The following is a 19,500-nucleotide window of genomic DNA, read 5'->3' as shown; positions in this document are numbered from 1 at the left end:
GGGAAGTCTGCCCGCTCAGCCGGCTTCCCCATCCCCCAGCAGCGCCTCGAGCCGTTGGCGTACATCGGCCATCAGTGGCGCCAGATCCTCCCGGGTTTTTCCGGCTGTATCGATGGGGGCACCCACCCGCACATCCACCAGCTGACCCAGATTGATCTGCCAGGTTCGCGCCGGCAGTACCCGATGAATACCCCGCACCGCCACCGGCACGATCACCGCCTGGGTATCCAGTGCCAGGTGGAAGCACCCTTTCTTGAAGGGCAGCAGCTTGCCATCCGGTGATCGCGTGCCCTCGGGCGCTGCCCACAGCACGATGCCGCTCTCCATCATGGCGCGGGCTTTTTCCAGGTCCTTCATGGCTCGCTGGCGGTTGGCCCGGTCGATGGAGGGAAACTCCGCCGCTCTCATGGCCTGCCCCAGTAACGGAATGCTGAACAACTCCTTCTTGGCCAGCATCCTCACCGAACCGGGCATGGACACGAAGGTCACCGGAATATCGTAGTGGCTGGCGTGGGTACACATGATGATGTAACGCCGGCCGTCACCGAAATCCGGCACTGCCCCACGCACGGTCAGACTGACCCGCACCAGCCGCAGCAGCGACGCGGACCATTCCCGGCAGTATTTGTCCACGATACGCCGGTTCAACCGCCCGAACAGGGCCCGCAACAGCACCAGCAGGGAAAACAACGCGGTCAGGCCGACCGAACCGAGCACCACGCCTGCTCGCCGCAGCAGCGTGGCCGATTCAGTCAACGGATTCATTTTCAGCCGGATCATGGGGATTCCTTCTCAATCGTACTTGATCATTTTTTAACCGGATCCTATAAGTAATAAGGATATAACCCGGATCCTGAGCCGGGTCTCACCTGTCCACGGAACCGACAACAAGGAGATGGACCATGAGCAGCACAGTTCACATCGGGTGCGGCCCGAACGACCCGGGCCTGGACAATCCCGGGCGACGACGCATTCTTGTCGGCAGTGCCGGCGCCATGGCAGCCGTCAGTCTACTGGGCTTTACGCCACTGGCGAAGGCCGAGGAAGCAAAAACACTGCCGGAGTTTGCCGCCTGGAAAGATCGCAGCGCCCTGATCGTGCACAGCGCAAACACCATGGAAACCCAGCGGGGAGCCATCGGCAGCGGGGTCATCACCCCCAGCGATCGCCTGTTCGTGCGCAATAACCTGCCGGCCCCGGCCGACGACGTCGCGACCAACCCTGACGCCTGGGAAGTGCGCATCGAGGGCGTGAAAAAGCCGACAACCCTGACGGTGGGCGACCTCAAGCGTATGGGGGTGACCACCGTGGCCTCAGTTCTGCAGTGCTCCGGCAATGGCCGGGCGTTCTTCCCCCACGGCGCCAGCGGAACCCAATGGAGTGTCGGTGCGGCCGGTTGCGTGCTGTGGACCGGCGTAGCGCTGAAAGATGTGGTTGAAGCGCTGGGCGGAGCAGCCGACGGTGCCCGCTACATCACCAGTACCGGGGGTGAAACCCTACCAGACGGTCTCGACCCGAAAACGGTGATGGTCGAGCGCTCGGTACCAACCAAGGCCATGGAGACCGCCCTGCTGGCCTGGGAGATGAATGACGAAGCCCTGCCTGTCACTCATGGTGGCCCACTGCGCATGGTGGTACCGGGCTATTACGGCGTGAACAACGTCAAGTACGTAAAAACGGTGGCGTTCACCGAGAACCAGACCGACGCCAAGATCCAGGCCTCCGGCTACCGGATTCGCGATGTGGGGGTTAAAGGCGCGCCGGATCAACCCTCGATGTGGGACATGAACGTCAAGTCCTGGGTTACCGCGCCCCTTGAGAGCGGCCGCAAGGGACGCAACATGATCTACGGCGTCGCTTTTGGCGGCACCGTTGCGCTGAGCAAAGTCGAAGTTTCGGTGGATGGCGGCAAAAACTGGAAGGAGGCCCGCTTCCTGGGACCAGATCTGGGGCCCTATGCCTGGCGACCGTTCGTGATGGCCACGGACCTAACCGCCGGAGAACACCGCATCGTCAGCCGCGCCACGGACGCCGGGGGCAACACCCAGCCAGAGGAGCGTACGGAGAACGAGCGCGGTTATGGCCACAACGGCTGGAAAGACCATGGCGTGACCGTCGCGGTCGGCTGAACCGGAAGGCGGCTGCCAACACGGCGGCCGCCTTCCCTGATCTGCATCAGGATGTGAACATGAGAAACTGCGTGGTATCCGCGTTATGCCTGCTGCTGACGTCTGCTGTCGCGATGGCCGACGACGGGCTGCTGGCCCGCGGCAAACAGATCTTCATCGAGCAGGCGCAGCCGTCCTGCTCCATCTGCCATACCCTCAGCGACGCCAGCGCGACCGGGGCTATCGGCCCGGATCTGGACGAACTTAAGCCGTCCCGGCAACAGGTTCAGGACGCCGTCCGGTCCGGGGTCGGCGTGATGCCCGCTTTCGAGGAGACTCTCTCAGCCGAGGACATCAACGCTGTTGCCCTGTATGTGGCAACCGTGACCGGTGGCGCCACCGACTGACCGGCGGTGGTGCAAGGAGGGCTCAGCGGGTTTCCCGGAACACCATAGCAATGGAGTTGAGGCAATACCGTTGCCCGCTCGGTGGTGGGCCATCCGGAAACACATGGCCGAGGTGGCTGTCACATCGGGGACAGCGGATTTCGGTGCGGCTCATGCCCAGACTGCTGTCTTCGAGATAGCGAATGTGGTCAGGGTCAAACGGCTGGAAGAAACTGGGCCAGCCTGTCCCGGAGTCGAACTTCGAGTCAGAGCTGAACAGCGGCAAGTCACAGAGACGGCAGTGATAGACCCCCGTTTTCTTGTTGTCGAGCAGGGTGCCGCAAAACGGGGGCTCGGTGCCGTGATCCAGCAATACCCGGCGCTCGTCTTCGGACAAGTCCGCGGCCATCTCGTCCACCTGGGTCGGTGACAGGGGGGTCAGGTCGTATCCTGATGCAGAAACAGTCATGGCGAACTCCTCAGGCTGTGTCGTCATTGCGATATTCGGGTTTCAGGTAATCCTCGTAGGTGGTCACCAGCTTTTCCATTTTGGGCGCCGCCACCGCCATGATGTAGGGCTGATAGGGATTCTGCGCCGCGAAATTCTGATGATACGCCTCCGCCGGATAAAACCGCTCTAGCGGCTCCAGCGTGGTCACGATCGGCTGGGAATAGACCCCGGCGGCGTTGAGCTGCTGGATATAGGCTTCTGCCACACGCTGCTGTTCCGGCGTCTCGAAAAACACCGCGGAGCGGTACTGGGTGCCGCGGTCGTTGCCCTGCCGGTTCAATTGGGTCGGGTCGTGGGCTACTGAGAAAAACACTTTCAGCAGCTGGCCCAGGCTCAGTTTTGCTGGCTCATAGTGCACATCGACCACCTCCGCGTGGCCGGTCTGGCCACTGCACACCGCGTCGTAATTGGCGGTTTCCGGGCTGCCACCGGCGTAGCCGGATTCCACGTGGGACACCCCGTCCATGGCGAGAAAAACTGCTTCCACACACCAGAAGCAGCCACCACCCAGAACAATGTGAGCAGACGCGGACGGGTCTTTCGGATCGTGTTCCGGGTCGGGAAACCGGCTTTTCGGTACCTCAAGGCCGGGAACATTGCATGATGTCGTCATAATCGCCTCTGCCTGTCTGTTAACGGTGAATCGTATCGCTGTGCTCACTATCAGTGTGGCCAGCGGCGGCGGATTTTACCAATACCGCCGTGTGCGCGTCAGAACAGCACCTGCCCCGCCAGTGCGCTCGCCGGCGCCAGCAACCACACCGGCACCCGCCACACGGCCAGGCACACCCACAACAACAGCACCAGCGCCACGCCGCCGGAAGACTGTACGGCGGAGGTCCACACAGGATCATACAATGCCGCCAACAGTAGCCCAACCACGCCGGCGTTGACGCCAGTCAGCGCCGCCCGCACGGTGCCATGGGTGCGTACCCAAGACCACAGGGGCAGGCCGGCAAACACCAGCAGAGTTCCCGGCAGAAACACCGCGCCAACCGCCACCGCAGCGCCAGCCCAGCCGCCCTCGGTCGCACCGAGAAACGCCGAAAAGGAGAACAGCGGGCCCGGCATGGCCTGGGCAACACCGTAGCCGGCCAGAAAGGCATCCGCCGGCATCGGGCCAGAAGCCACAAAACCTTCCTGCAACCAGGGCAGCACCACATGACCGCCACCAAACACCAGGGCACCGGCACGGTAGAGCTCCGCGCCGATCCACGCCAGCGATCCCGAGGTCTGTGGCAGAAACGACAGCACCAGTAGCACCGCGAACCCGGCCGCAAACAGCATCGGTTTGCGGGATTGCACGGGCACGTTCAATGCCTCAACCGCGGCCGCGCCCGACAGCTTCAGCACCGCACCGACCGCGCCCGCGGCAACCAGCGCCAGAACCTGCATCCACACGGCCCCGGCGGTGAGTAGCACCACCGCCACCACCACGGCAATAGAAAGTCGCGGGCCATCCGGGCACAGGCTCCGGCCCATTTGCCAAATGGCCTGGGCAACCACCGCAACCACAAACAGTTTCAGGCCGCTGATCCAGCCCCCGGCCGCCACCTCGGGCCAGACATTCAGACCCAGGGCAAACAGCGTCATGATCAGCGCCGATGGCAGGGTGAACCCCAGCCAGGCGGCCGCAGCACCCCGGTAATGGCCTCGCAAGTAGCCCAGGGTCAGGCCAGTCTGGCTCGACGCCGGTCCCGGCAACAGCTGGCACAGGGCGACCACCTCGCCGTAGGCGGCATCGGAAAGCCAGCGCCGGCGCTGGACGAACTCGCCGTGAAAGAAGCCCAGGTGGGCCGCCGGGCCGCCGAAGGATGTCAGGCCCAGCCGGAGGAACAGCAGGAAAATCTGCCAGGGTGACTCATTTTTTTCGGATGGAAGAGGTCTGCTCATAAGTCACTGAGTATTTTGGTTGATTCGGTTAGCCACAGGATTCTCCCTGACCCTTAACATGAACATCGTGACAATCCGGTTGCATCACTGCCGCAGGCAACCATACTGAAGGCAAGGGTTTGCCAACACGTGCAATGCAGGATCAGACATGACCGCCAGGGCACATACACCAGAAAGTCAGGACGAGTTACTGGAGTACCGCCTGAGCCTGAGGCTCGGCCCTGTTCACGCCCGCCAGCGGCTGGGTATCGAGCGGGAAGCCGAGGCTAAAGTATTCGGCAAGGACCACGACTGGTTCCACCTTGAGAACCTGGCATCGGCCCCCGGGTTCATCCGGTTTTGCCTGCAAGCGGTGGGCCTGTTCCGGCGCGGACAGAATAACAGCCGCCAACTGACCACCGCCAGCAACCACTTTCAGTTGCCCAATCTGCCCGCAGCGTTTGAGGGTTTCCGCATCCTGCACCTGACCGATCTGCACGTGGACATGGACGAGGCCAACCTGCAGGCGGTCATCGACCGGATTGCACCGCTGGATTACGACCTGTGTGTACTGACCGGAGATTACCGCTGCCTGACCCGCGGCCCGATAGACGCGGCGCTCGATGGCATGGCGAGACTGCGGGAGGCCATTCACGGAGACGCCTACGCGGTGCTCGGCAACCACGACAGCATCCGCATGGTGCCGGCGCTGGAAGATATGGGGTATCGCCTGCTGATGAACGAGCACGTGGTCGTCACCCGGGGCGAGGATACGGTGTACCTCGCCGGCGTGGACGACGCCCATTTCTACAAGGTGCACAACCTGCATCGCGCCGGTGACGATATTCCCGCCGGTGCCGTGAGCCTGCTGCTCAGCCATACCCCGGAGATTTTCCGCGAGGCGGCCCACGCCGGCTATGACCTGTTCCTGTGCGGCCACACCCACGGCGGCCAGATCTGCCTGCCCGGCGGGATTCCGGTCACGCTGGATTCGGACTGCCCGCGTTTTCTCGGCCGCGGCTACTGGCGCCAGAACGGCATGCAGGGTTATACCTCCCCGGGATCCGGAACGTCGGTGATCAATGTGCGTCTCAACTGCCCGCCGGAGGTCACGCTGCACACCCTGACCCGCGGCGCGGTCTAGCACACGGGCCACCGGACTCAATGGGGCTGACGACGAATACCGAGCCGGTACAACAGCGGGGACAACAGGATATTCGACAGGGTGAACGCCACTACCACAGCCAGTGCCGACCAGAGCCCGAGGGGTAACCAGAACAGCGCCAGAATCATCGGCAACACCGCTTCAGGCACCTGATCCAGCAACAGCGCCCGGGCACTGGGCACCAGGCCGCGACGGCGCTTGATAAAGCTGCTGATCATGTCACCGATCAGCCCCAGCGCGCCGAACAGGCAACCGAATACGAAACCCAGCCCCGCGACCATCGCAAACAGGCCGCAACTGAGCATGCCACTCACCAGGCCGCGCCAGGTCTTGCTTTTACCCAGTACCGGCCGGCCATCACGCCACCGGCGCCCGCCGTCAAGCGGCGTCGACCAGACCCTGCCGCATAGATTTCTCGCCACCACCGGGGCTCCGTTGGCCAGTACCAGCATGACGAACAGCTCCAGCGCCAGGATCACTGCAGGCAACCTCCGGTTCAGGCCACGCCGCCGCGGGTCAGCTTCAGGGGATCCAGCAGTTGTTCAAGGCGGTCGCGATCCAGCCCGCTGCGCTCCTCGGCGACATCAATCACCGGCCGCCCGGTGCGGTAGGCCTCTTTGGCAATGTCCGCCGCCAGGGCATAGCCGATTTCCGGGTTCAGCGCCGTCACCAGTACCGGGTTCCTGCCCACGCCGGCATTCAGCGTGCCCACGTTGACGGTAAAACCCTTGATGGCCTTGTCCGCCAGCAGGCTGGCGGCGTTGCTCAGCAGTTCCACCATATCCAGCAGATTCGCGCCGACCAGGGGCAACATCACGTTGAGCTGGAAATTGCCGGACTGGCCAGCCATGGCGATGGCGCTGTCCAGCCCCATCACCTGGGCACTGACCATGGCGACCGATTCGGGAATCACCGGATTTACCTTGCCCGGCATGATGCTGCTGCCCGGTTGCAGCGCCGGCAGGCTGATTTCCGCAAGACCATGAATGGGGCCGCTGTTCATCCAGCGCAGGTCATTGACCATCTTGGTCAGCACAATGGCAACGCCACGGAGCTGGGCTGACAGGGCCACCGGGGAGTCCACCGCACTCTGGCCCACGAACTTGTGCTCCAGGGGGCGAAACGGGTAACCGGTGTTGTTGCGCAGGAACTTCACGAACTGGTCGGAGAACTCGTGCAGCGCATTCACTCCGGTGCCAACGGCAGTGCCGCCCTGGGGTAACGCGAGCAGGTCGTCACTGGCACTCTCCACCCGAGCCTGAGCCGCCAGCAACTGCTCACGCCAGGTCCGCATCTCCTGGCCAAGGGTCACCGGCATGGCGTCCATCAGGTGCGTTCGACCGGTCTTGACCTGATCCCCGTACATCGCTTCGCGTTCGTAGATCACGCCGCACAGGTGCGACAGCGCCGGCAGCAGCCGGGTGTGGACGGCGCTGAAAGCACTGACATGGATAGCGGTGGGGATTACATCGTTGGAGCTCTGGCTCATATTGACGTGATCGTTGGCGTTGACCTCCACCCCGGCGCGGTTCGCCAGCGCCGATATCACCTCGTTGACGTTCATGTTGGTGCTGGTGCCGGAACCGGTCTGGTAGCGATCCACCGGAAACTGGTCGCCGTGCTCGCCGTCCAGCAGTTGCAGGCAGGCATTCACAATGGCGTCCCGCAGGTCATTGTCGAGCAGTCCCAGGCTGGCATTGGCTTCGGCCGCCGCCTGCTTGATCCTGGCCACCGCGGCAATAAACGCCGCGGGCATCGGCTGACCGCTGACCGGAAAGTTCTCCACCGCCCGCTGGGTCTGCGCGCCCCACAGGGCATCTGCCGGAACGTGAACCTCGCCGAGGCTGTCTTTTTCCGTTCTGAATTTGGTCATGCCGCCCTCCTGTTGTTAAAACAATCCCTGTATTCAGGCGGGCCCGATTGCGTCAGCTCTCGGAATGGGCCCGCAGTCTCACATGGTCGCAAATACCCGTGACCTGTTCAAAATTGAGCACCAGAGTCTGTACGGTGTTGGTGTAGGTGTCGTGAAGGTGAAACTTGAAGCGGCGCTGTTTCTCGCCCTGCAGGAAACCGTCGTACTCACGCACCAGTTCACGCACATCGCCGCCATTATCTCGCGACCAGGTGGCGTTAAAGGGACCGAGCACAGCGCCGCCGGAGAGGCAGATGGTCACTTCGTGGTTGGTCAGGGCATTGTCGGATAGGGTCATGGTGTACTCTCCTGAAATTCAACAGATCCCAGACATCAGTGTAGACCGTGGTCAGTCCCCCGTCCCTGAATTTGATGCAGATCCGAGCAAGCTGTTCAGTAATGCCCGCAAGCGGTTGGGTTTGACCGGTTTGTTGAGGATTTGCAGGTATTGCGCCTTCAGGAACTGACGGGTGTCGTCACTGCGGTCGGCGGTGATGATGGCGGCCGGAATATCGCGACCAAGATGGCGGCGGAGGCCATAAATGGCCTCGCAGCCGGTGCGTTCGTTGTCGAGGTGGTAGTCCGCCAGAATCACCGCCAGAGGCGCATCCAGGCCGGCGACCGCCTGCAGCGCCTGCGTCTCGTCAGGCGCTGTGGTCACGGCACAGCCCCAGCGCTCAAGCAGCAACTGCATGCTTTCAAGCACAGCAGGCTCGTTGTCAATGACCATCACGCGGGCGCCACCAAAGCCATCGGTGAAGGCAACGGGTTGAGCGCCAGCCGGCGAGTAAGTCACGGCCAAGGGCTCAGCCAGTGGAATGGTCACCGCAAAACGGGAACCCCGATCGGGGCGGGATGACACGTCAATGTCGTACCCAAGCACCCGCACCATGCGCTCCACGATCGCCAGCCCAAGGCCCACGCCCTGGCGACCACCGGTGCCCTGGGGCAGGAGCTGGTGGAATTCGGTGAAAATCTCACGGAGTTTGTCCTCAGCAATCCCCACTCCGGTGTCCCACACTTCGATGCGTAGCCTGTTGCCACGTCCCCTCAGGGCCAACAGCACGCCTCCTGACCGGGTGTAACGAAAGGCGTTGCTCAGCAGGTTGCGGATGATTCGGGCCAGCATGCGCTGGTCGGTGCGGATCATCGCCGGTAACACACGAACCCGGAACGACAGCCCCACATTGGCCGCCACTGCCTCGAACTCTTCGCCCAGACCCACCGCCAGGGCAGCCAAGTCGGTGTAGACCAGATCCGGCTTCATCGCCTGCTGGTCCAGCTTGGAAATGTCGAGCAGATCCGCCAGCAAGTCCTCGGCGCCCTCAAGGGCCCGATGCACCTGATGCACCATGCGGCTTTCCTGCGCCGGCAGGGGGCTGTCCTGCAGCGCAGAAATCATCAGGCGGGCAGCATTCAGCGGTTGCAACAGGTCGTGACTGGCGGCGGCAAGGTATTTGTCCTTGCTGCGATTGGCTTCCCGCGCGGCCTCCATCGCCACCATCAGCTCGTGCTCGACCTTTTCACGCTCCTCGATCTGGTAACGCAGGCCCACATTGGCGTTCTGCAACGCTTCGGTCCGCTCTTCCACCCGATGCTCCAGTTCGGCGTTCAGCCGCACCAGTTTCTCTCGCGCCTGAACCCGCTCGGTGATGTCGGCCACAAACGCCTCCACCACTTCCGGCCCCAGATCGGGGCGTCGCAGCATGGTGATGGCAACATGCACCGGTTTGCCATCGCGCTTTCTCAGTTGGCTTTCGCGGGCGCTCAGACTTCCACTGTCCAGCAGCTCCTGGCGCAGTTTGTCGAAATCCGCCGCACTGGAAAACAGCTGTTCCCGCAAGCGAATCACCCCGGCTTTGAGGTCATCCGTGCTCTCATAACCGCAGATTCTGGCCATGGCGGGGTTGCAGGCGAGAAAACCGCCACGCAGGTTGGCCTGGAATATACCGTGCAGGGCATTCTCGAACAGCCATTTATAGCGGTTGCGCTCCTGCTCCAGTTCTTCGATCCGATCCTGCAGGGCGGGGTAATAATTCTTGCGGACAGACTGACTACCGAGGCCCAGCAAGTCGCCAACCCCGTATCCCCCCTCCTGTTCGTCAGAGGGCTTCTTCATAGACAACCTGGACGTCCCGCAGCGATGACTTGCGGGGATTAGTGAGAATGCACGGATCCTGCAACGCAAACCCGGAAAGGTACGGGATATCCGACACGCTGACGCCCAGCTCTGCCAGCCGGGACTCCAGCCCGACCGTGCGCTTGAGCTCGATGATACGGTTCATCAGGCGCCTCTTGATCTCCATTTTGCTCATGCCGCGGGTATCAATATCCATGGCTTCGGCGACCTTGCGGAAGCGGTCTTCCGCGAACGGGAAGTTGAACGCCACCACGTGTTCGAGCAGCAACGCATTGCACAAACCATGGGGCAGATCCAGATAGCCTCCGAGGCTGTGGGACATGGCGTGAACTGCGCCCAGAATCGCGTTGGAAAATGCCAGCCCGGCCTGCATCGAAGCCAGCATGACCTGTTCCCGCAGGTACGGGTTCGACGTATTGGCCACCAGCGGCTCGAGGTGGCGATTGATCAGCCGGATGGCTTCCAGCGCGTGGGTATCGGTCAGAGGTCCACTGCCCGTGGACACAAACGCCTCGATGGCGTGCACCATGGCATCCACCCCGGTACAAGCGGTCAGGAAGCCGTCCATGGTTTCGGTCACTTCCGGATCAATCAGGGCAACGTCCGGCACCACCGCCTTGCTGATGATGGAGAATTTGAAGCGACGGTCCGGGTCGGAAATGATGGCAAACTGGGATACATCCGCAGAGGTGCCAGCGGTGGTAGGAATCAGGATCATCGGCGGCGAGGGCGAGGTAATGGTATCGACGCCCTCGAACTCGAGGATGTTTCGGCCATGAGCGCTAACAATGCCAATGCCCTTAGCGCAGTCCATCGGACTGCCACCGCCGATGGCGACAATGACATCGCATTCGTTGCTGCGGTATAGCTCCGCCCCGACCATGACCTCCTCTACCTTGGGGTTTGGAGACACACCGGTAAATGCCGTGACACTGAGGCCCGCGGTGATCAGGAGCTCTCTGATTTCAGCTACCCAGCCCGCTTTCTCAACGCCGGGATCCGACACCAGAAACACATGGCGGGCACCGAAATTACTGGCGAAATTGGCCACAGCCTTACGGGAGCCGGCGCCAAATACAATTTCCGGGGAGACAAACTTGCGAAGCGCAGAGATGTCCTGATTCATAGGGCGATGCTCGAGTTATTTATTATTGTAGGGTTCAGCGAAAGTTTAACCCAAGTTCTCCCCTCGATCATCGAACTTTGGTCCCTGTCGCGCATAGAAAGCGCAAAGCCACTCCAGTGTTCGGGCCTGATTGATTCTGCGCCGGAATCCGTGACCTTCGTCCTCAAACCAGTGCAGCTCAGGCGACCGGCCCGCCGCCTTCATGGCCTCCACCATAGCGCGGGTCTGCTCCGGAACCACCACCTGATCCTGACCGCCCTGGAAGAAAATCACCGGTGCCCGGATTCGATCGGTCAGGTATCGCGGTGACCGCTCGCGCCAGCGCTGCGGGTGTTGCTGCGGGGAGCCCAGCAACCAGTCCAGATAGCCGGACTCGAAACGATGGGTAGCCGCCCTCAGCCGGAGCGGATCGGTCACTCCGAACAGGCTCGCACCGGCGGCAAATCGCCGGCTTCGGGCCAGCGCCATGAGCGCAGTATAGCCACCCGAGCTCCGCCCCTGAATAAAGATACGCTGACCATCCACCAGCCCACTCAGGGTGAGGTGGTCAGCGGCCCGCTCCATGTCAGCTACATCCACTTCACCCCAACGACCCGCCAGTGCCAGGCGAAAATCCCGGCCAAAACCGCTGCTGCCGCGATAATTCACTTCTGCCACCGCAAAACCGCGCTGGCACCAGTACTGAACCTGGGGATTGAAAACCGGGTATGCCGCTGACGTAGGGCCGCCATGGACAATCAGGATCAACGGCGGCGAAGCCGACACAACCGGGGTGGGTCGGTAAAAGAACCCGCTGAATTCGGGGGCGTCGCTTCCGCACGCGGGCACTTCGAAAAGCAGGGGACACGCCGGCGGGCGCGCCGGCTCCGGTACTTCACCGCCGGCCAACACCGTGGCTGTGCCGCTGCGCGGATCCACTTTCAGAATCGCATCCAGCCGTGTCGCGGAACGTGCAACGCAGACAACCCAACCATCAGTGACGCGCAGGCTGCGAAAATCAGTGAATTCCGCGGCCACCCGTTGCTCTGCGCCAGACGAGCGGTAGCACCAGAGTTCGCCACTGCCCCCCCGGTAGTGAACCCGCGCCCAGCCGCCATCGGGCAGGGCGACGTGATGGGATTCACCCAGTTGCCAGGGGGCGTTGGCGTGATCGAGCGGCGGGCCGCCTCCGCTGGCCCAATCCCCGTTCACACCATCCGGATCGAGACGCCACGGTTGCCACCAGCCACCGTGATCCGACAACACCCACAATTCGGATCCGGCGTATACCGGTTGCTGGACCGCTCCTTCTGCCGCGGTTGGCCAGGTTTCACTCCCCCGCAAGCAGCCGCTTTCCGTCACCATCGCCGTCCATATTGTCGCACGTACCCAGGGCATGTCCGGCAATTGCCAGCTAACCCACGCCAGCTGGCGCCCGTCGTCGGACAGCGCCGGCGCACCATAAAAGTCCTGCCCGCCATGGAGTACCTGAATACCCTGCTCTGCGCTGACAGCCACCAGCTGCTGGCGGCCGCCGGCCTCACGCACTGCCAACACGCGCTGGCGGTGGGCATCCGCCACAAGGCCACCAAAAGCGGCGTCGGGCTCATCGGTAAGCCGTTGGCACCGGCCGTCTTCCGCGAGAAAGTGAATCTGCTGATCTTCACTGACCAGAAACACGCCGCCGTCGAGCGCGGCCAGACTGCCGCCGCCATAACCGTTGATGCGGCTGCGCACACTGAGGCCCGCCGGCCCGAACGGCTCCGCGCCCCGTGCGGTCAACCGCCACAGGGCTTGAATCCCGGTGGTCGGATCCGGCTCCAGCCAGTACACGCCGGTTCCGGACACCGCCAGCTCGAGGCGCTGCGCAAACGTGGCACAGGCCTGACTCGCACTCAGCTGGCCAGCAGGCAAAGCCTGCAGCGCCATTGCCTGTGACCGCAGCTCAGCCCCGGAATAGCAGTTTTGAGTTATCCGCATTGCGATAGATCAGCCCGTCGATGCCGGCCGTGGCATGCTCAGCAGCGGTCCTCGCCGCCAGAATCCGATCGTGGTGAGGCGACTTGCCACACACCGGGTCAGCGTTGTCGGCGTTGCCGGTCAGTAAAAACGCCTGACAGCGGCAACCGCCAAAATCCCTGCCCTTTTCATCACAGGAGCGACAGGGTTCCGGCATCCAGCTGTCGCCGCGGTAATGATTGAAGCCGGGGCTGTCGTACCAGATGCGGTGAAGATCCGTGTCACGCACGTTCGGGAAGTCGATGGGCAGCAAGCGGGCACTGTGGCAGGGCAACGCTGTGCCGTCCGGCGCCACGGTCAGAAACAGGCTTCCCCAACCATTCATACAGGCCTTGGGGCGCTCCTCGTAATAGTCCGGCGTCACAAAAATCAGCTTCATGGCCGAGTCGGCCGCAGCAAGGCGCTGACGATAGGCATTTACCTCGGTCTCGGCTTTCTCCAGTTGCGCCCGGGAGGGCATCAGCCCCTCGCGGTTCTCGAATGCCCAGCCGTAATACTGGCAGGTCGCCAGCTCGACATAGTCCGCCCCCAGCCGTTCACACAAGGACATGATGTCGCTCATCTGGTGAATGTTGTGGCGGTGGATCACGAAATTGAGCACCATCGGGTAACCGGCGTCCTTGACCGCGCGTGCCATCGCCAGCTTGTGGTCGAACGCCTTGCGGGAACCGGCCACGGCGTTGTTCAGCTCGGGATCCGAGGCCTGAAAACTGACCTGGATATGATCCAGACCGGCATCCCGGAAGGCACCCACTTTAGCCTCGGTGAGTCCCAGCCCCGAGGTGATCAGGTTGGTGTAATAGCCCAGTTGCCGCGCCTCGGCGATCAGCTCCGGCAGATCCTGACGTACCAGCGGTTCACCGCCGGAAAAGCCCAACTGCGCCGCCCCCATCTGACGCCCCTGGCGCAGCACCCGCACCCACTCCGCCGTGCTCAGTTCCTGAGCCGTTTGGGCAAAATCCAGCGGATTGGAGCAGTACGGACACTGCAGCGGGCAACGGTAGGTCAGCTCGGCCAGCAACCACAGCGGCGGACCGATGCCTGGGCGGTCCCCGCCGGGCATGGGGTGGTGGTCGTTCATGTGAACAGTATCCAGTGTTTCTGTTCCGCATCACTCAGAAAATCACTGACGTCGGTCTGCAGCGAACCGGCGTCCGGAAACTGCTGTTCCAGCACGGCCACAATGGCGGCCACGGTTCGCTCGCCGTCAATCTCTTTCAGCACCGCACCGGCGCTTTCGTTCAGCCGTACCATACCCTCCGGGTACAGCAATACGTGGGCATTCTGCGCCGGCTCCCACTGGAAGCGGAAGCCCGGGCGCAGCCGGGGCACGCTTGCCAGCCGATCGGTCACGACAGCCCCCGATGCCACGCGGGCTGGTCGGTGACGGTATGATACGGTGGCGTCTGGTGCAGATAAGCCATAGTCAGGGCATCCAACATCGACCATAAGATATCCAGTTTGAATTGAAGAATCTCCAGCGCACGGGTCTGGCTTTCAGCCGTGGTGAAACTGTCCAGGGTAATGGCCAGACCGTGCTCCACGTCGCGCCGCGCTTCGGATAACCGTTTGCGGAAATAGCGGTAGCCGCTGCCCTCGATCCACGGGTAGTGCTGCGGCCAACTGTCCAGCCGGGACTGATGAATCTCCGGCGCAAACAGTTCGGTCAGGGAAGAGCAGGCAGCTTCCTGCCAGGTGGCACGGCGGGCGAAATTCCGGTAGGCGTCTACCGCAAACCGGACACCCGGCAGCACGTGGCGCTGATCGACCACTTCTTCCCGGGTCAGGCCCACCGCCTCGGCCAGGTACAACCAGGCCTCGATGCCGCCCCCATCACCGTCGTGGCCGTCGTGGTCCAGAATCCGCTGCAGCCACATCCGGCGCACTCCGGCGTCCGGACAGTTCGCCATGATGGCGGCATCCTTGCGGGGGATGTTGATCTGGTAGTAGTAGCGGTTTGCCACCCAACCGCGGATCTGCGCCGGCGTGCAGTGTCCGCTATACATCGCTTTATGGTAGGGGTGATAAATGTGGTAGTACTGCCCCTTATCGCGCAGGGCCTGCTCGAAGTCTTTGCGGTTGAGCACAGTGCGGGCAATCGCGTTCATGAGGGATCCGCCAGTTCAATGTGCATTCCATCCCAGGCCACTTCGATACCGTGACGGGCCAGTTCGGCGCGCTCGGGCGAGTGTTCGTTGAGAATCGGGTTAGTGTTGTTGATGTGAATCAGGATCTTGCGGCGTGCCGGCAGGGTGTCCAGCACCTCGATCATGCCACCGGGACCGCTCTGGGCCAGATGCCCCATGTCCTGCCCGGTTCGGGGTCCCACTTCCTGGCGGATCATCTCGTCATCGTGCCAGACGGTGCCGTCCACCATCAGCACATCAGCCCGGCGCATCCAGTGCAGAATCCGGGCATCCGGTGCACCCAACCCGGGCGCATACAGCAGCGTTTGGCCGGTACGAGTGTCCTCCAGGAAAACGCCGATATTGTCCCCCGGATGGGGATTGTCCCGGCGCGGCGAATAGGGCGGCGCATTGCTCAACAGAGGAATCGCGGTGAGCCTCAGGGACGGCGCACAGGCAATAGTAAAAGACTCACTCTCGGTGGCGGGCACCTCCCGCCAGCTCAGCCCACCGTTCCAGTGCTTGAGCATTCGGAACAGGGGAAATCCCGAGGTCAGGTCCTCGTGCACCTGGGCAGTGCACCAGACATCCAGCGGCAGGCCTTCGCGCAGTGTCAGCAGGCCGGTGGTGTGATCCACCTGGCTGTCAATCAGCACCACGGCGCTGATGCCGGTATCCCGCAACGCGCGACCCGGTTGCATGGCCGGAAACGCCGCCAGCTGGGCACGAATGTCGGGGGAAGCATTGAACAGGATCCAGTGCTCACCGTCTTCACTGACCGCAATGGAGGACTGGGTGCGGGCGCGGGCGCTCAGAGTGCCCTTGCGGAAACCGTCGCAGTTGGCGCAGTTACAATTCCACTGGGGAAAGCCACCGCCGGCGGCGGAACCGAGTACATGGATATGCATGGAGGCACTCCGGACCAGAAACGGCCAGCGTCAAGCGGCTGGCCGCTCAGGTGTTCAGCGGTTGGCGAAGTACATAGTGACTTCGAAACCGATCCGCAGGTCTTCGTAGGCTGGTTTGGTCCACATAATGCTCACCTCTATTGTCATGATTGTTAGCGCATTCAGGGTGAGTTAGCGGCTGTACCGATAACTCACCTATCATCCTAGCGGCGCTGGCAAGCATCCCATATGGTACTTTGGCACTGTTTTCCCGCCTCCCTAAGTTGCAGACCGAACCGTACCCGCAGCCACAAAAAAGGGCCCCTGTGCAGGAGCCCGAAGCGTAGCAAAACAGCTCCGATGAAGCCGGAGCCTGAAGACGCACATCCGTTGTGCTCGCCCAATGGCGGGCCGGTGTGGAAGGCCCGCTTTTCACCGCCCGATCAGAAGAAACCCAACGGGTTGATGTCGTAACTCACCAGCAGGTTCTTGGTCTGCTGGTAGTGATCCAGCGCCATCTTGTGGTTCTCGCGGCCAACGCCGGACTTCTTGTAGCCACCAAAGGCCGCATGAGCCGGATACTGGTGGTAGCAGTTGGTCCATACGCGGCCAGCCTGGATGGCGCGGCCCATGCGATAGGCTCGGTTGATATCACGGGTCCAGAGACCGGCACCCAGGCCGAACTCGGTATCATTGGCAATGGCCAGGGCTTCTTCCTCGTCCTTGAAGGTGGTAACGCCCACCACCGGGCCGAAGATCTCTTCCTGGAACACGCGCATATTGTTCTTGCCTTTGAACAGCGTGGGCTGGACATAGAAGCCGTTGTTGTACTCACCCTCCATTTCCTCACGGCCACCGCCGGTCAGCACTTCCGCGCCTTCCTGCTTGCCGATTTCCAGGTAGGACATAATCTTGTCGAACTGCTCCTTGGACGCCTGGGCGCCTACCTGCACATCGGTATCCAGCGGGTTACCACGCTTGATCGCCTTGGTGCGCTCGATAACCTTGGCCATGAACTCGTCGTACATATCCTCCTGCACCAGCGCGCGGGATGGGCAAGTACAGACTTCGCCCTGGTTGAAGAACGCCAGCACCAGACCTTCCACACACTTGTCGATGAATTCCGGCTCAGCCTGCATGACGTCCGAGAAGTAGATGTTGGGCGACTTGCCACCCAGCTCTACGGTGGACGGGATGATGTTCTCGGCCGCGCACTTGAGGATATGAGCCCCCACCGGGGTGGAACCGGTGAACGCGATCTTGGCGATGCGCTTGCTGGTGGCCAGCGCCTGACCGGCTTCGATGCCGTAACCGTTGACGATGTTGACCACACCCGGTGGCAGCAGATCGCCGATCAGGTCCATCAGCACCAGAATACTGGCGGGCGTCTGCTCGGCTGGCTTCATCACCGTGCAGTTGCCGGCCGCGAGGCAAGGCGCCAGCTTCCACACCGCCATCAGCAGCGGAAAGTTCCAGGGAATGATCTGACCCACAACACCCAGAGGCTCATGGTAGTGGTAAGCCACGGTGTTGTTGTCGATGGCGCTGGAGGTGTCCTCCTGAGCGCGGATGCAGCCGGCGAAATAGCGGAAATGATCCACCGCCAGGGGCAGATCGGCGTTGATGGTTTCACGAACCGCCTTGCCGTTGTCCCAGGTCTCGGCCACCGCAAGCATCTCGATGTTCTGCTCGATACGATCGGCAATTTTCAACAGGATATTGGAACGCTCGGTGGTCGAGGTCTTACCCCAGGCTGGCGCAGCTTTGTGGGCTGCATCCAGAGCCAGCTCGATGTCTTCGGCGGTGGAGCGGGGGATGTCACAGATCGCATCACCGGTTACCGGGGTGATGTTCTCGAAATACTGGCCCTTGACCGGGGCAACCCACTCGCCACCAATATAGTTTTCATAACGGGATTTGAAGGAGACGACGGAGCCATCCTTTCCTGGTTGTGCGTAGATCATGGTCTCGACCTCTTGTTGTGTTTGTCGCAGGGCAACGCGGCCTTTCGCGTTTACTTAATCACTGTAGACCCCAATCCCGGATAGGTGAATGGTGCGATGGAGGCGAAAAACTCCTCCCTTGGTAGTAGTTGGGATAACCGTCAGACCTGTGCGACTGCAACCGGCCGATTCCAACCTCAATGGATCGCCCCAAACACGGCACCTCAATCGCACCTATGGGCGCACCAAACCAGTGCGAATGCCCGTACCGGATGCATCCGCCCTCTCAAAAGAAAAAAATAAAAACACTAAAAACAACAGCTTATTAATTGGCATGGAGTCTGCACTGTTTGAGGCACGCAGCGAGAAGTCGGTTAAAGCAACCACCATCAAAGCGCGACAATCTGACAAATAGTTCAACTAGGGTTCCGGCCTGTTCCTCGTAGTGATGCAAAGCGAGACAAAACAGGCGACTGGTCCGAGAGTTGACGACCTTTTCCAAGGTTACACGGCGGGACAAAAGCCCGGGAGGATCGTTCAGTGACTGACGTCTCTCGTTTCTTTGCACCCCGTACCAGAAGGAAAAGGCCATGTTGCAAACCACAGCCCCCCTCTACGACGATCTGATTCCCGGCGGATCCCACTGGTCTTTCGTCATGCGCCGCGGTCATGTGCTGCGCCTGATCGATGAGACCGGCAGCGCCAACGTCGGCATGTTGATGTACAACCCCGAGAACCCCCTCGAGCGCTACAACATGCCTGACACCCTGAAGAACCAGCACACCTTCCTGCTGACTCAAGGCCATGTGTTGCTCTCTGATATGGGGCGGGTGTTTGCGTCCATTATTCGCGACGATCTGGGCTGGCACGACACCGTTGCCGGCACCTGTAACGCCAATCTGGTGGCGCAACGCTGGGGCAAAAAAACCTATCAGGACGCCCACAACCACTACCACCGCAACGGCTTTACCAGTTTCCTGAACGAGCTGGCCAAATATGGTCTGGGCAAGAAAGACCTGACTGCCAACCTGAACTGGTTCAGTAAGGTGCAGACGGATGACGACGGCAACACAGCATTTGTCCGCGATCACTCACACGCCGGAGCAACGGTGGACCTGCGTTTCGAGATAGACACCATCGTGGTACTGCACACCTGCCCGCACCCGATGAATCCGGCCCGGGAGTACCCCAGCCATCCGGTGCGTTACCAGTTCTTCAAGGCGGCCCCGGTAACCGATGCCGATCCCTGCAAGACGTCGTCACCGGAGGCCACCCGTGCCTTCGCCAACAACGCCCTTTACCACCTGTTCCAGTAACGGAGGCCGG

The 19,500-nt window shown here is 61.8% G+C and carries 21 protein-coding genes and 1 riboswitch; of the genes, 5 read left to right on the top strand and 16 right to left on the bottom strand.

Going from position 1 to position 19,500, the window contains the following annotated elements:
* Positions 1-15: 15 nt before the first annotated feature.
* Entirely contained in the window at positions 16-780 is a 765-nt protein-coding gene (locus tag R0125_RS01540) for a lysophospholipid acyltransferase family protein (RefSeq protein ID WP_248181390.1), read from the bottom strand.
* 122 nt (positions 781-902) lie between these two features.
* On the opposite strand from R0125_RS01540, the gene R0125_RS01535 reads away from it, so the two are divergent.
* Entirely contained in the window at positions 903-2,129 is a 1,227-nt protein-coding gene (locus R0125_RS01535; protein ID WP_248181392.1) for a sulfite oxidase, read from the top strand.
* A 59-nt stretch (positions 2,130-2,188) separates the two neighbouring features.
* Positions 2,189-2,515, top strand: coding sequence for a c-type cytochrome (locus R0125_RS01530; RefSeq protein ID WP_248181393.1), 327 nt, complete (start codon positions 2,189-2,191; stop codon positions 2,513-2,515).
* A gap of 22 nt (positions 2,516-2,537) precedes the next feature.
* Here R0125_RS01530 and msrB read toward each other — a convergent pair whose 3' ends face one another.
* The 3 genes from msrB to chrA all read right to left on the bottom strand — a co-directional run bounded on the left by msrB (position 2,538) and on the right by chrA (position 4,898).
* A complete protein-coding gene (gene msrB, locus R0125_RS01525; protein ID WP_248181395.1) occupies positions 2,538-2,963 on the bottom strand; it encodes a peptide-methionine (R)-S-oxide reductase MsrB in 426 nt (141 codons plus the stop codon).
* A 10-nt stretch (positions 2,964-2,973) separates the two neighbouring features.
* Positions 2,974-3,618, bottom strand: a complete 645-nt coding sequence (gene msrA / locus R0125_RS01520) for a peptide-methionine (S)-S-oxide reductase MsrA (RefSeq protein ID WP_317236893.1) — start codon at positions 3,616-3,618, stop codon at positions 2,974-2,976.
* A 98-nt stretch (positions 3,619-3,716) separates the two neighbouring features.
* Entirely contained in the window at positions 3,717-4,898 is a 1,182-nt protein-coding gene (gene chrA / locus R0125_RS01515) for a chromate efflux transporter (protein ID WP_317236892.1), read from the bottom strand.
* Between the two features lie 148 nt (positions 4,899-5,046).
* On the opposite strand from chrA, the gene R0125_RS01510 reads away from it, so the two are divergent.
* Positions 5,047-6,021 (top strand): metallophosphoesterase, encoded by a 975-nt coding sequence (locus tag R0125_RS01510; protein ID WP_248181400.1) that lies wholly within the window; start codon positions 5,047-5,049, stop codon positions 6,019-6,021.
* A 17-nt stretch (positions 6,022-6,038) separates the two neighbouring features.
* Here R0125_RS01510 and R0125_RS01505 read toward each other — a convergent pair whose 3' ends face one another.
* The 12 genes from R0125_RS01505 to R0125_RS01450 form a co-directional block, all read right to left on the bottom strand.
* A complete protein-coding gene (locus R0125_RS01505; RefSeq protein WP_248181711.1) occupies positions 6,039-6,521 on the bottom strand; it encodes a CDP-archaeol synthase in 483 nt (160 codons plus the stop codon).
* Between the two features lie 17 nt (positions 6,522-6,538).
* Complete coding sequence (locus R0125_RS01500) at positions 6,539-7,915, bottom strand: class II fumarate hydratase (RefSeq protein WP_317236891.1); 1,377 nt, start codon at positions 7,913-7,915, stop codon at positions 6,539-6,541.
* A gap of 52 nt (positions 7,916-7,967) precedes the next feature.
* On the bottom strand, positions 7,968-8,252 hold the full coding sequence (locus R0125_RS01495) for a hypothetical protein (RefSeq protein WP_248181402.1): 285 nt from the start codon (positions 8,250-8,252) through the stop codon (positions 7,968-7,970).
* A gap of 51 nt (positions 8,253-8,303) precedes the next feature.
* Complete coding sequence (locus R0125_RS01490; RefSeq protein ID WP_317236890.1) at positions 8,304-10,073, bottom strand: NahK/ErcS family hybrid sensor histidine kinase/response regulator; 1,770 nt, start codon at positions 10,071-10,073, stop codon at positions 8,304-8,306.
* Positions 10,057-11,220: an alcohol dehydrogenase-like regulatory protein ErcA gene (gene ercA / locus R0125_RS01485; protein ID WP_317236889.1), complete on the bottom strand. Its 1,164-nt coding sequence runs from the start codon at positions 11,218-11,220 to the stop codon at positions 10,057-10,059. The genes R0125_RS01490 and ercA overlap by 17 nt, the downstream gene beginning before the upstream one ends.
* 45 nt (positions 11,221-11,265) lie before the next feature.
* Positions 11,266-13,128 carry a prolyl oligopeptidase family serine peptidase gene (locus tag R0125_RS01480; protein ID WP_317236888.1) on the bottom strand — a complete coding sequence of 621 codons (1,863 nt, stop codon included), beginning with the start codon at positions 13,126-13,128 and terminating at the stop codon, positions 11,266-11,268.
* Between the two features lie 16 nt (positions 13,129-13,144).
* On the bottom strand, positions 13,145-14,299 hold the full coding sequence (pqqE, locus tag R0125_RS01475; protein WP_248181410.1) for a pyrroloquinoline quinone biosynthesis protein PqqE: 1,155 nt from the start codon (positions 14,297-14,299) through the stop codon (positions 13,145-13,147).
* The gene (pqqD, locus tag R0125_RS01470) at positions 14,296-14,571 is read right to left on the bottom strand and encodes a pyrroloquinoline quinone biosynthesis peptide chaperone PqqD (RefSeq protein ID WP_248181413.1); all 276 of its coding nucleotides are present in this window, start codon (positions 14,569-14,571) and stop codon (positions 14,296-14,298) included. Before pqqD ends, pqqE begins: the two co-directional genes overlap by 4 nt.
* Entirely contained in the window at positions 14,568-15,326 is a 759-nt protein-coding gene (pqqC, locus tag R0125_RS01465) for a pyrroloquinoline-quinone synthase PqqC (protein ID WP_248181414.1), read from the bottom strand. The genes pqqD and pqqC overlap by 4 nt, the downstream gene beginning before the upstream one ends.
* Entirely contained in the window at positions 15,323-16,252 is a 930-nt protein-coding gene (gene pqqB / locus R0125_RS01460; protein ID WP_248181415.1) for a pyrroloquinoline quinone biosynthesis protein PqqB, read from the bottom strand. Before pqqB ends, pqqC begins: the two co-directional genes overlap by 4 nt.
* A gap of 54 nt (positions 16,253-16,306) precedes the next feature.
* Complete coding sequence (pqqA, locus tag R0125_RS01455; RefSeq protein WP_007153157.1) at positions 16,307-16,378, bottom strand: pyrroloquinoline quinone precursor peptide PqqA; 72 nt, start codon at positions 16,376-16,378, stop codon at positions 16,307-16,309.
* A 296-nt stretch (positions 16,379-16,674) separates the two neighbouring features.
* Positions 16,675-18,195: an aldehyde dehydrogenase family protein gene (locus R0125_RS01450; RefSeq protein WP_317236887.1), complete on the bottom strand. Its 1,521-nt coding sequence runs from the start codon at positions 18,193-18,195 to the stop codon at positions 16,675-16,677.
* A 148-nt stretch (positions 18,196-18,343) separates the two neighbouring features.
* On the opposite strand from R0125_RS01450, the gene R0125_RS01445 reads away from it, so the two are divergent.
* Both R0125_RS01445 and R0125_RS01440 read left to right on the top strand, forming a co-directional pair.
* A complete protein-coding gene (locus R0125_RS01445) occupies positions 18,344-18,589 on the top strand; it encodes a hypothetical protein (protein ID WP_317236886.1) in 246 nt (81 codons plus the stop codon).
* A riboswitch (guanidine-I (ykkC/yxkD leader) is annotated at positions 18,584-18,707 on the top strand. (Overlaps the previous gene by 6 nt.)
* A gap of 57 nt (positions 18,708-18,764) precedes the next feature.
* Positions 18,765-19,490 carry an urea amidolyase associated protein UAAP1 gene (locus R0125_RS01440; protein ID WP_317236885.1) on the top strand — a complete coding sequence of 242 codons (726 nt, stop codon included), beginning with the start codon at positions 18,765-18,767 and terminating at the stop codon, positions 19,488-19,490.
* The last annotated feature ends 10 nt before the right edge of the window (positions 19,491-19,500 follow it).

Origin of the sequence: Marinobacter sp. M-5 (genome assembly GCF_032911545.1) — a bacterium.
Lineage (GTDB): Bacteria > Pseudomonadota > Gammaproteobacteria > Pseudomonadales > Oleiphilaceae > Marinobacter > Marinobacter goseongensis.
The sequence above is the reverse complement of the archived record's forward strand: the minus strand, read 5'-3'. Positions and strand labels throughout refer to the sequence as shown.

Bases quoted from the DNA above. Each gene is read 5' to 3' on its own strand.
- R0125_RS01510 (WP_248181400.1), top strand. From the start codon at position 5,047: ATGACCGCCAGGGCACATACACCAGAAAGTCAGGACGAGTTACTGGAG.
- R0125_RS01495 (WP_248181402.1), bottom strand. From the start codon at position 8,252: ATGACCCTATCCGACAATGCCCTGACCAACCACGAAGTGACCATCTGC.
- R0125_RS01540 (WP_248181390.1), bottom strand. From the start codon at position 780: ATGATCCGGCTGAAAATGAATCCGTTGACTGAATCGGCCACGCTGCTG.
- pqqB (WP_248181415.1), bottom strand. From the start codon at position 16,252: ATGCATATCCATGTACTCGGTTCCGCCGCCGGCGGTGGCTTTCCCCAG.
- pqqC (WP_248181414.1), bottom strand. From the start codon at position 15,326: ATGAACGCGATTGCCCGCACTGTGCTCAACCGCAAAGACTTCGAGCAG.
- R0125_RS01500 (WP_317236891.1), bottom strand. From the start codon at position 7,915: ATGACCAAATTCAGAACGGAAAAAGACAGCCTCGGCGAGGTTCACGTT.
- pqqE (WP_248181410.1), bottom strand. From the start codon at position 14,299: ATGAACGACCACCACCCCATGCCCGGCGGGGACCGCCCAGGCATCGGT.
- R0125_RS01490 (WP_317236890.1), bottom strand. From the start codon at position 10,073: ATGAAGAAGCCCTCTGACGAACAGGAGGGGGGATACGGGGTTGGCGAC.
- msrB (WP_248181395.1), bottom strand. From the start codon at position 2,963: ATGACTGTTTCTGCATCAGGATACGACCTGACCCCCCTGTCACCGACC.
- R0125_RS01530 (WP_248181393.1), top strand. From the start codon at position 2,189: ATGAGAAACTGCGTGGTATCCGCGTTATGCCTGCTGCTGACGTCTGCT.
- R0125_RS01535 (WP_248181392.1), top strand. From the start codon at position 903: ATGAGCAGCACAGTTCACATCGGGTGCGGCCCGAACGACCCGGGCCTG.
- R0125_RS01440 (WP_317236885.1), top strand. From the start codon at position 18,765: ATGTTGCAAACCACAGCCCCCCTCTACGACGATCTGATTCCCGGCGGA.
- msrA (WP_317236893.1), bottom strand. From the start codon at position 3,618: ATGACGACATCATGCAATGTTCCCGGCCTTGAGGTACCGAAAAGCCGG.
- R0125_RS01480 (WP_317236888.1), bottom strand. From the start codon at position 13,128: ATGGCGCTGCAGGCTTTGCCTGCTGGCCAGCTGAGTGCGAGTCAGGCC.
- chrA (WP_317236892.1), bottom strand. From the start codon at position 4,898: ATGAGCAGACCTCTTCCATCCGAAAAAAATGAGTCACCCTGGCAGATT.
- R0125_RS01450 (WP_317236887.1), bottom strand. From the start codon at position 18,195: ATGATCTACGCACAACCAGGAAAGGATGGCTCCGTCGTCTCCTTCAAA.
- ercA (WP_317236889.1), bottom strand. From the start codon at position 11,220: ATGAATCAGGACATCTCTGCGCTTCGCAAGTTTGTCTCCCCGGAAATT.